This window comes from Segatella sinensis (assembly GCF_040095255.1).
GTDB classification, from domain to species: Bacteria; Bacteroidota; Bacteroidia; order Bacteroidales; family Bacteroidaceae; genus Prevotella; species Prevotella sinensis.
The window spans coordinates 48,872-59,836 of the sequence record NZ_JBBNGE010000019.1 but is presented as its reverse complement, the minus strand read 5'-3'; the positions used below and the strand labels follow the sequence as shown (position 1 = coordinate 59,836).

Here is a 10,965-nt window from a genome sequence, read left to right as displayed (position 1 = left end):
TTGAGGTTCTGAACCTGCAGATATAGTGACTTCGCTTATCTTGTTTTCGATATCTTCACCCTTGAAGTTTGCTCCTACCGTCATGTTTAAAACTGTCACATCTTCATGTTTGACAGGTAGATCTTGATGCTCTGATGGAATGGCTAGAGCCAAAAGTAGTTTTTCAGAGAATACCTCCAAGATCTTCACGACAGTTCGAAAGGCCACAGCCAGTACGCATAGAGATAAGAACAAAAAGTTGAATTACTACAAGAGGGAATCTATGTCCGGGAACAGGTGCGAGAGTAATGCTCTTTGTTCGATGGTCATAGTTATTTTCTGAACGTCTTTTTTTTGAGTTCTTTCCGAAGACCTTTGATAGTGTTTGTATTCTTCACTTCTTTGCCTTCAAGTTGCTTAACTCTTTTACGAAGACGCTTTAACTCTTCCTCAGGGGTCTCTTTATGCTGTTTTGAATCTAACTTTTTCATTGATTATAAGTATTTGTAATTATGTACAAAGATACTAAAAATCAACGAGATACACAAATTTTCAAAGAACTATTTCGTTACATGAAACGTTAAATATCAGAGCGTAATATTAACAATTAACAGGGATGTTTCCAGCTTGTTTTTAAGAACAAAGAACTGGACACCCTAACTAACAAGCAAAAAGAAAGGAGGATGTGTCATAAGTCCAGATAATGGCAACTTATGACACACCCTCATCATAGAAGAAAGTGAAAAAAACGAGATTTACAAAATATGGGCTGATAAGCAGTCTGCTTATCTCTTCCGGATTCATGCTGCAGGCATTCGATGAGGGGAACAGTCATGCATGGGGAAACATCGAATATGATGAAGATCCGTGGGTGTTCAACGCCTCACGCCCCTACTTCGTGACTGCTGGACTGCAGAACCGACATCTCTCACTTTGGGCATCGCACGGAAGATACTGGGATGCAGAAAGAGGATGGAAATGGCAACGTCCTAACCTCTTCTGTACCACGGAAGACCTCTTTACCCAGACCATTGTGGTGCCTTACCTCATCCCGATGCTGGAAAATGCAGGCGCCATCGTCTTCACTCCCCGTGAACGCGACTGGCAACAGCAGGAGATTGTTGTGGATAACGACGACAGGCGATCCATCGCCTACCAGGAATTCGTGAATGGCAAGAAATGGAAGAACTGCGACTCCCTGGGATTCGCCAACCTCCAGGCTTCCTATCAGGATGGAGAAAATCCGTTCCAGATGGGTACCGTGAGACAGGCGAAGGCTACCAGGCGAAAGAAGAACAGTCTGGTAAGCTATCAGCCTAACTTCCAGAAAGAGGGAAAATATGCCGTTTATGTAAGCTACCAGACACTGCCCAAAAGTGTACCCGATGCCAAATACATCGTCTATCACAAGGGACAGGCTACAGAATTTACCGTCAACCAGCGGATGGGTGGCGGCACATGGGTATATCTCGGCACCTTCGAATTCGACAAGGGATGCAATGAGTTCAACCGTGTGGTCTGCACCAATCACGCCTCCCGCAGAGGTGTCGTAACCACCGATGCCGTACGATTCGGAGGCGGTATGGGCAACATAGAACGTGGCGGATTCGTAAGCGGACTGCCTCGCTGCCTGGAAGGAGCAAGATACTACGCCCAGTGGGCTGGAGCACCCTATAGCGTGTATGGCGGAAGAAAGGGAAAGAACGATTATGCCGACGACATCAACACCCGTTCGATGATGACCAACTGGCTGGGAGGCGGCAGCGTATATATGCCGGCAATAGACGGCAAGCGCGTGCCGATAGAGCTTTCTCTCGCCCTGCACAGCGACGCAGGATACAACCCTGACGGACAATCCACCTGGGGCACACTCGCTATCTGCACCACCGACTTCAACGATGGCATGCTGAACAGCGGCATTTCAAGATTTGCTTCAAAGGATTTCGCTAAGGCTTTGAGAGATAATCTTGTAGAAGATATGACCAACACCTTTGGTTCATTCGGAAAACGCTATCTCTGGGATAGGAACTATTCGGAGACCCGACTGCCGGAAGTACCATCGGCAATCATCGAAATGCTCTCTCACCAGAGCTTCCCGGACATGCGCATCGCACAGGATCCGATGGGCAAGTTTACCATCGCCCGCTCCATCTACAAGACCATTCTCAGATTCGTGAGCAGCAACCATGACGAACCGTATGTAGTACAGCCTCTGGCACCTAACCACTTCAGCGTGGAGGTGGATGAACTGGGCTATGCCAGCCTCACCTGGAATGCGCAGCTTGACAAGACGGAACCTACCGCCAAGCCAACCAGCTACATTGTTTATCAGGCAGAAGGCAAAGGCGGATTCGACAATGGTACGATAGTTCGCTCCAACATCTACAACGTGAAGCTGGAGCCAGGCAAGCTCTACAACTTCCGGGTAGCAGCCGTAAACCAGGGCGGCGAGAGCTTCCCATCAGAAACCCTCTCGGCACTCTACAATCCTACAGCTACCAACAAGATTCTGATCGTGAACAATTTCCATCGCCTTGCCTCACCGCAGGTGGTAGATAACGACAATATCCAGGGCTTCGACTTCGACCAGGACCCAGGCGTAAGCTATGGTCTGACGGCGGGCTGGAGCGGCAAGCAGCAGGTATTTGACATCCATAGAATGGGTATCGAATCTTCCAGCGGACTGGGATACAGCGGCAACGAGATGATAGGACAGTTTATAGCTGGCAATGACTTCAACCATACCGTGGAGCATGCCCAGGCCATCGCTTCCGGCAACAAGTACAGCATCGCCAGCTGTTCGAGCGAAGCCATCCTTTCGGGAAGAGTGAAGATGACCGATTATCAGGCAGTGGACCTCATCAATGGTCTGGAGCGCTACGACGGATATACCCATCAGTACTACAAGACCTTCACCCCAGCCATGCAGAAGCGCATCAAGTACTATGCCCTCAACGGCGGAAAACTGCTTGTGAGCGGCTCCTACAACGGCAGCGACATGCAGGATGAAGAGGAGAAATCATTCATGGGCGCTATCCTGAAAGTAAACTATGAACCTACCGGCACCAAGTTTATCGTGCAGGATGTCAATCCGGAAGATTCCACCATTACCGAGCGAGACAGCATCGTTACCACATCGCCAACGGTAAGCGGACTGGGCAAGGAATTCAGCTACTATCATTCGCTGAATGCCAAGCATTATGCAGCCACCCATCCGGAAATACTCAAGCCAATAGGCAGCACAGCCTTCTGCGCCATGCGTTATCTTACGGGAACCAGTGCAGCAGTTGCCTACAGGAGTACCAGCTACCGCACCTTCACCATGGGATTCCCACTGGAGTGCATCAGCGATGAGAAAACCCGCTACAGCATCATGCAGGGTATTCTGAAGTTCTTAACAGAATAAATTTAAAATCAATAAAATATGTATAAGATTCAAGCAAACCAGTCTGGTACACGCTCTATCGAAGTGAGCGACCAGCATTTAGAGACTATTGACAAGTATCAGTTGCTCCGCAACCTCGTAGATAGCAACGGCATCATCGACGAGGAAGTGCTCGACAAGTTAAGATTCAACGTCCGTTCTCTTCTGGAGAGCAGCGACATCAAGGACAAGGAGCTGCTCGACCTCTGCCTCGACGTAATCTACAACCAGAATATGAAGGCACTCGGCCTCCACAACCTCGTATTGCTCTACGTAGATTGGAAGGACAAGAAAGATGCACAGGAAGCAGCTGAGGTTGAGCCAGATGCAGTGAATGACTAAAGTATATTGAATGGATTATAAGTTAACAGATTTTCTCCCAACAACCAAGAAGGAGTGCGAACTCAGAGGATGGGACGAACTGGACGTCATCCTCTTCTCGGGTGATGCCTACGTAGATCATCCATCCTTCGGACCGGCTATCCTCGGAAGAATCCTGGAGGCTAACGGCTATCGCGTAGCCATCGTGCCTCAGCCCGACTGGCATGGCGACTTCCGTGACTTCAAGAAGCTCGGTCGCCCTCGCCTCTTCTTCGGCGTATCTCCGGGAGCCATGGACTCGATGGTAAACCGCTACACGGCCAACCGCCGTATGCGCAGCGAGGATGCCTTCAGTCCTGACTCCCGCCACGACATGCGTCCCGACTATCCGTCTATCGTCTATACCCAGATACTGAAGAAGCTCTATCCCGACGTACCTGTGGCACTGGGCGGTATCGAGGCATCACTGCGCCGCATCAGTCACTACGACTACTGGAAGGATGAACTCCGCAAGTGCATCCTCTGCGATTCGGGTGCCGACCTCATCCTCTATGGTATGGGCGAACGCTCCATCGTGGAACTTGCCAATGCATTCGCCGAAGGCAAGACCATGGACCAGATTCACGAGATGCCGCAGGTGGCTTTCTACTGCAAGGAGAAGGACATTCCTGGCGGATTCAAGGACGATGACATCATCCTGCATAGCCACGAGGAGTGCCTGCATAACAAGAAGGGACAGGCGGAAAACGTGCGCCATCTGGAGGAAGAAGCCAACAAGATGCATGCTCAGCGCATGATTCAGGAGACCGATGGCAAGTATGTGGTGGTGAATCCACCATTCCCGCTGATGACCACCGAAGAGCTGGATGCTGCCTTCGACCTGCCTTACACCCGTCTGCCTCATCCTAAGTACAAGGGCAAGACCATTCCGGCATACGAGATGATCAAGTTCTCTGTGAACCTGCATCGTGGCTGCTTCGGCGGTTGCTCGTTCTGTACAATTTCGGCGCACCAGGGCAAGTTCGTGGTTTGCCGAAGTAAGGAGAGCATACTGAAAGAGGTGAAGAAAATCATCGAGATGCCTGATTTCAAGGGCTATCTGAGCGATTTGGGCGGTCCTTCGGCAAACATGTATGGCATGCACGGCAAGAACCAGAAGGCGTGCGAGGTGTGCAAGCGCCCATCGTGCGTGAACCCTCAGATTTGTCCGAACCTGAACACCGACCACAGCAAGCTGCTGGAGATCTATCATGCCGTAGATGCCCTGCCGGGTATCAAGAAGAGCTTCATCGGTAGTGGTGTGCGCTACGACCTGCTCCTACACAAGAGCAAGGACGAGAAGGTGAACCAGGCGGCAAGGGAATATACCCGCGAGCTGATCACCAAGCACGTGAGCGGCCGACTGAAGGTAGCACCGGAACATACCAGTCCAGAGGTATTGAAGTTCATGCGCAAACCATCGTTCGACCTCTTCTACGAATTCAAACGCATCTTCGACAAGATCAACAAGGAAGAGGGGCTCAACCAGCAGATCATTCCATACTTCATCAGTTCGCATCCGGGCTGTCATGAAGAGGATATGGCAGAACTGGCAGTAATTACCAAGGGACTCGACTTCCATCTGGAACAAGTACAGGACTTCACCCCTACCCCAATGACGATTTCTACGGAAACCTGGTACACGGGATACGACCCATACACCTTGGAAGCAGTATTCAGCGCCAAGACCCAGAAGGAAAAGCTTGCCCAGCGCATGTTCTTCTTCTGGTACAAGCCAGAGGAGCGCCGTGCCATAGAGAGCGAGCTTCGCCGTATCGGCAGAACGGATCTCATAGACAAGCTATACGACAAGAAGAGCTTCGGCGGAAATCATGGCGGAGGTTTCAAGGGCAAGAGGACCAACTTCGACGACAAGGCGATTGGTTCTACCTATGATAATCCGGGCGTAGGCAGAGGAGCCAAGGGCAAGCGTGGTGCCGGCAGAAATGCAGCAGAGCCAAATGGCGGAAGAGGCCGTGGCAGAAATGCAACAGACCGCTTTGCACCAAAGGGATATGGCAATGTGGGTTGCTATGATGAGGAGAAATACCTCAATGAAGGCCGTCCTTTGAATGGTAAATTTTCAAGAAACAGTCATGCTCAGCAAGGCAGAGGAAATAATGCTCCGCAGGGCAGAAGCAACAACGCCAATGCTAATATCCGCGATGCAGTAGCCGCAGCCAGAGCCGAGCTCCGCAATCAGAAAGAGCAAGGTGCCGGCTTCTTCAAGGACAAGAAGAAAAAGAGTTTCAATCCTAATTTTGACACCGACAACCACAATCGCAAGAACCGCTATAACAGCGGAGATAAGAACGAGCGTGGCAGCGGACGTGGAAACCAGGAAAGAAACGAAGGAAGAGGCAGGAGAAGATAATATGAAATTAATAAAAAATCGCCGTTTATCTCGAATATGAGATAAACGGCGATTTTTTTATTAATATTGTCTCAACGCCCCGAGCAATTCAGCATTCTCAGTCTTGTTTCCGATGGTGATTCTCAGACAGTTGCCGCAAAGCTGAACCTTATTGCGGTTTCTTACGATGATGCCCTGTGCCACCAGATAATCGTAGATGGCCTGCGCATCAGTAACCTTTACCAGGAAGAAGTTGGCATCCGTAGGATAAACCTTCACGGTGATAGGCAGATCCAGGAAGGCAGCCATCACCTTCGAACGCTCCTGAAGGATGTTCTTCACCCACTCATCCACCTTCAATGGATTCTTCAAGACCTCAAGTGCCTGCTGCTGGGTAAGCAGATTCACATTATAAGGATATTTCACCTTATTGAATATGTCAATAATCTCCTTGCTGGCAAACGCCATACCCAGACGAAGCGCTGCACAACCCCATGCCTTACTCATCGTATTGAGCACGATGAGATTAGGGAAATGCTTCAGCACACCACGGAAGGTGCGCTCGGAAGAGAAATCGCTATAAGCCTCATCCACAATGACTATACCATCAAAGAGGCGAAGCACCTCTACGATAGCCTCGCGATTGATGTGATTGCCCGTCGGGTTGTTAGGGCTGCAGAACCATACCACCTTGGTATTCTCATCGCAGGCATCAATGATCTTCTCTGCAGAAATCTGATAGTTCTCATCGAGCAACACAGAGCGATACTCCACGTCGTTGACATCAGCACAAACCTCATACATACCATATGTAGGAGCGATGGCTACCACATTATCCTTGCCAGGGCGACAGAATACACGGTAAACCAAGTCGATGGCCTCATCCGAACCATTGCCCAGGAAAATCTGGTCTTCAGCTACCCCCTTGATCTTACTCACCTGTTTTTTCAGTTCCACCTGCAGTGGGTCAGGATATCGGTTATAAGGGTCGTTATAGGGATTCTCGTTGGCATCGAGGAAGACGCGGGCATTTCTACCAGCGAATTCCGTGCGTGCGCAACTGTAAGGTGCCAAGTTCCAGATGTTTTCTCGGCACAAGTCTTTTAAATCTTTCATACCTTACTTTTATTTTAGACTTTTTACTCTCAATCTCATGGCGTTGGCATGTGCCTCCAACTGCTCGTTCTCCGCCATCGTCACCACAGCATCACCTATGTTACGAATACCTTCTTCCGTGAGATGCTGGAAGGTGATCTTGCGGTTGTAACTGTCGAGGTTCACGCCATTGTAAGCCAGTGCATAGCCATGGGTTGGCAGGGTATGATTGGTACCACTGGCATAGTCGCCGGCACTCTCACATGCATAGTTGCCCAGGAATACGCTGCCCGCATTCACCACTTTCTCTGCAAGCTGCTCATAATCAGCAGTTGCAATGATGAGATGCTCAGGGGCATAGGTATTGCAGAGATCGATGGCTTCCTCTTCGTCCTTCACAAGGATGAACTTGGAGTTGTCCAATGAGGTCTGCGCCATCTCCTTACGTGGCAACTGTTCCAACTGCATTTCCACTTCCTTCTTCACATCTTCCAAAACCTTCTCGGAAGTAGTGATGAAGAAAACCTGAGAGTCGAAGCCGTGCTCAGCCTGCGACAAGAGGTCGGCAGCCGCAAAGACAGGGTTGGCAGTTTCATCAGCGATGAGACAAACCTCTGAAGGTCCTGCCGGCATATCGATAGCCACATCGTGGAGAGAAACCTGCTGCTTGGCAGCCATCACAAACTGGTTGCCCGGACCGAAAATCTTATATACTTTAGGCACACTTTCTGTTCCGTATGCCATCGCACCGATGGCCTGCACGCCGCCAGCCTTGAAAATCTTGCTTACGCCAGCGATTTTTGCCGCCATCAGGATAGCTGGATTTACCTTACCCTCCTTGTTAGGAGGCGTGCAGAGAACAATCTCCTTGCAACCGGCAATCTTGGCAGGAGTGGCGAGCATCAATACGGTGCTAAACAAAGGTGCAGTACCACCAGGGATATACAATCCCACCTTCTCTATCGCCACGCTCTTCTGCCAGCAGGTGACACCAGCACAGGTTTCCACCTTCTTACCCTCAAACTTCTGGCTCTGATGGAATGCGGCAATGTTATGATGGGCGAGGTGCAAAGCGTCTTTCAGTTCTTGAGAAACCAGTTGCTCAGCCTCTTCGATTTCAGCCTCAGTCACAGCCAAAGAATCGAGATGGGCATGATCAAACTTCTCCTCGTAACGCTTCACGGCTTCATCGCCATGGTTCTTCACATCGTCGAGTACACCTTGTACGGTCGCATTCAACTGCGATACATCCAGGTGTGGGCGTTCTACAATCTCGCTCCATTCCTCCTTTGCAGGATACTTTATTACCTTCATTCCTTATTATACTTTGAAATTTATTAATACATTGAACTTTGCAAACAGTTCAATGTTACAATATCATCTTCTCGATTGGTGTCACCAGGATGCCCTGTGCACCGAGTTCCTTCAACTTACCAATGATTTCCCAGAAGCGCTTCTCATCGAGAACGGTGTGGATAGAGCACCACTCCTCGTCTGCCAATGGGATGATGGTAGGGCTCTTGATACCAGGCAATACCTGGGTAATCTCCTCGACCTTTGCCTTAGGGGCATTCATCATCACGTACTTCTTGTCCTGGGCAGAGCGTACAGCCTCGAAGCGGAACAGCATTTCGTTGAGAATCTGATGCTTCTCATCATCCATTTTCCAGTTGCCGATGAGCAGAGCCTCGCTCTTCATCACTACCTCAACCTCGGCGAGATTGTTGCTTACCAGTGTAGAACCAGAGCTGACAATATCAAAGATACCATCTGCCAGACCGATACCCGGGCTAATCTCCACAGAACCAGTGATGACGTGAATGTCAGCATTGATATTGTTCTTCTTCATGAAGTTGCGCAGGATGTTAGGATAAGAGGTAGCAATCTTCTTGCCATTAAACCATTTCAATCCTGGATAATCAATCTTCTTAGGGATGGCAAGACTCAAGCGGCACTTGCTGAAACCCAATCGGTCGATAATCTGTGCGTTTTCACCACGCTCTACAAATTCATTCTCACCCACGATACCGATGTCGGCAACGCCAGAGGCTACGCTCTGAGGAATATCGTCATCGCGGAGATAGAGCACCTCCAGAGGGAAATTACTTGCCTGCACCAGAAGAGTGCGCTTTGAGGCGCTAACCTTGATGTCCGCCTCTGCTAAAAGATTCATTGTGTCGTCGAACAGACGACCTTTACTTTGTACTGCTATTCGTAACATATTTCTGTATTTTGTTTGAAAAACATTGCAAAAGTACATAAAATTGTTAGAATATGCAAATAATTTCGCACTTATATGCTTTTTTTTTGTACTTTTGCAGTCGCAATGAGAAAAAAAATATATTTATACACATTATATTCGCTGTTTTTGCTTGCCAGTTGCGCTGACAAGAAACCGCAACAGGAACTCACTCCCTGGGGAACTCCCGTGGGCGAAGTGGAATCTATGGACGGTTCGGACGAAGAGGAATCTGACGAAAACGCAGCAGATGGCGATGCTGGCGCTCAGGCTCAGCAACGGGGTTTGTCGCTGTCGGATATCCAGGACAATGGCGAGCTGATCATGCTTACAGTGAATGGTCCTACCACCTATTATGATTACCACAACCACGGAATGGGTCTGCAGTACCTGCTCTGCGAGAAGTTTGCCCAGCAGATTGGTGTGTCGTTGAGAGTGGAGGAATGCAAGGACACTACCGAGATGATTCAGAAACTCCAAAAGGGAGAAGGCGACATCATCGCCGTTCCCCTGCCCCGTCATATATTAAAAGGTGAAAAGTCATTGGCAGGAAAGAACAATACGGCTGCAAAATCGGTTTCCGGAGATAGCAAGACTATCAATCTACTTTTCTGCGGCGTAACACCTGATAAAGGCAAGACGCAGTGGGCGGTAGTTGGCGGCAACAAGAGTCTCGCCGATACACTGAACGGATGGTTCAAGCCAAAACTGATAGCCGAGGTAAAGAAGGAAGAGTCCTTCCTGCTCTCTACGGCAAGCATCCGCCGACATGTCTATTCTCCTTTCCTCAACCGTTCCAAGGGAGTCATCTCCCGCTACGACCATCTCTTTATGAGATACAGCGGAACGGCACGTATGGACTGGCGCCTGATGGCTGCACAGTGTTACCAGGAGAGTTGCTTCGACCCGAATGCCAAATCATGGGCTGGCGCCTGCGGACTGATGCAGATCATGCCATCTACCGCTGCCCACCTGGGATTACCGATGAGTGCCATCCACGATGCAGAGGCGAATGTGGCAGCAGCAGCCAGATACATGGCAGAACTCCAGGGACATTTCTCGGATGTAGGCGATCCGGCACAGCGTGCGCTCTTCGCTCTGGCTGCCTATAATGGTGGTTTTCACCATATCCGTGATGCAATGGCACTGACCAGGAAACATGGTGGCAACCCACAGAACTGGGGACATGTAAGAGAATACGTGCTGCGCCTTACCCAACCCGCCTATTATGGCGACCCTGTGGTGAAATATGGTTATATGCGAGGTACAGAGACGGCAGATTATGTAGATAGAATCCGTGCCCGCTGGAGCGAGTACTGCGGCGGAGCCAGCTTCCACGAGAGCTATCGTGGCGGCAGCCGTGGTCCGCACATCGGAAGAGGTGCCGACTCCTTCAACGGAGCACCGGTAAAATCAAAGAGAAACTATCAAAGAAAATACCATATATAATAGGTATAAGGAAAATCAAATACTCTAAAATGACAAAGGCTTCTGCGAATCCGCAGAAGCCTTTAT

Annotated in this window: 8 protein-coding genes and 1 pseudogene; 4 read left to right on the top strand and 5 right to left on the bottom strand. The window is 49.6% G+C overall.

All coding sequences use genetic code 11. The annotated features are described in order from the left end of the window. Positions 1-180, bottom strand: a pseudogene (locus tag AAAT87_RS07320) (hypothetical protein); the annotation flags it as partial. Positions 181-311: 131 nt separating this feature from the next. After that, a complete protein-coding gene (locus tag AAAT87_RS07315; protein ID WP_264948455.1) occupies positions 312-470 on the bottom strand; it encodes a hypothetical protein in 159 nt (52 codons plus the stop codon). A gap of 248 nt (positions 471-718) precedes the next feature. On the opposite strand from AAAT87_RS07315, the gene AAAT87_RS07310 reads away from it, so the two are divergent. From AAAT87_RS07310 to AAAT87_RS07300, 3 genes are read left to right on the top strand one after another with little or no spacing between them, the layout of a single operon-like run. After that, positions 719-3,385, top strand: coding sequence for a golvesin C-terminal-like domain-containing protein (locus tag AAAT87_RS07310; RefSeq protein WP_349226066.1), 2,667 nt, complete (start codon positions 719-721; stop codon positions 3,383-3,385). 18 nt (positions 3,386-3,403) lie between these two features. Further along, positions 3,404-3,745: a DUF8442 family protein gene (locus AAAT87_RS07305; RefSeq protein WP_349226065.1), complete on the top strand. Its 342-nt coding sequence runs from the start codon at positions 3,404-3,406 to the stop codon at positions 3,743-3,745. A 10-nt stretch (positions 3,746-3,755) separates the two neighbouring features. Further along, on the top strand, positions 3,756-6,137 hold the full coding sequence (locus AAAT87_RS07300) for a YgiQ family radical SAM protein (RefSeq protein ID WP_349226064.1): 2,382 nt from the start codon (positions 3,756-3,758) through the stop codon (positions 6,135-6,137). A 60-nt stretch (positions 6,138-6,197) separates the two neighbouring features. On the opposite strand, the gene hisC is transcribed toward AAAT87_RS07300, so the two are convergent. The 3 genes from hisC to hisG are packed head-to-tail and all read right to left on the bottom strand — an operon-like array spanning position 6,198 to position 9,432. Then, the gene (hisC, locus tag AAAT87_RS07295) at positions 6,198-7,232 is read right to left on the bottom strand and encodes a histidinol-phosphate transaminase (protein WP_118312789.1); all 1,035 of its coding nucleotides are present in this window, start codon (positions 7,230-7,232) and stop codon (positions 6,198-6,200) included. A 9-nt stretch (positions 7,233-7,241) separates the two neighbouring features. Next, a complete protein-coding gene (gene hisD, locus AAAT87_RS07290) occupies positions 7,242-8,525 on the bottom strand; it encodes a histidinol dehydrogenase (RefSeq protein ID WP_119248872.1) in 1,284 nt (427 codons plus the stop codon). Positions 8,526-8,580: 55 nt separating this feature from the next. Then, positions 8,581-9,432 carry an ATP phosphoribosyltransferase gene (gene hisG, locus AAAT87_RS07285; RefSeq protein WP_089542755.1) on the bottom strand — a complete coding sequence of 284 codons (852 nt, stop codon included), beginning with the start codon at positions 9,430-9,432 and terminating at the stop codon, positions 8,581-8,583. Between the two features lie 105 nt (positions 9,433-9,537). On the opposite strand from hisG, the gene AAAT87_RS07280 reads away from it, so the two are divergent. Then, entirely contained in the window at positions 9,538-10,899 is a 1,362-nt protein-coding gene (locus tag AAAT87_RS07280; protein ID WP_349226063.1) for an MltF family protein, read from the top strand. The last annotated feature ends 66 nt before the right edge of the window (positions 10,900-10,965 follow it).

Coding starts and splice junctions, on each gene's coding strand:
- hisC (WP_118312789.1), bottom strand. CDS start 7,232: ATGAAAGATTTAAAAGACTTGTGCCGAGAAAACATCTGGAACTTGGCA.
- AAAT87_RS07305 (WP_349226065.1), top strand. CDS start 3,404: ATGTATAAGATTCAAGCAAACCAGTCTGGTACACGCTCTATCGAAGTG.
- AAAT87_RS07300 (WP_349226064.1), top strand. CDS start 3,756: ATGGATTATAAGTTAACAGATTTTCTCCCAACAACCAAGAAGGAGTGC.
- hisG (WP_089542755.1), bottom strand. CDS start 9,432: ATGTTACGAATAGCAGTACAAAGTAAAGGTCGTCTGTTCGACGACACA.
- AAAT87_RS07315 (WP_264948455.1), bottom strand. CDS start 470: ATGAAAAAGTTAGATTCAAAACAGCATAAAGAGACCCCTGAGGAAGAG.
- AAAT87_RS07280 (WP_349226063.1), top strand. CDS start 9,538: ATGAGAAAAAAAATATATTTATACACATTATATTCGCTGTTTTTGCTT.
- hisD (WP_119248872.1), bottom strand. CDS start 8,525: ATGAAGGTAATAAAGTATCCTGCAAAGGAGGAATGGAGCGAGATTGTA.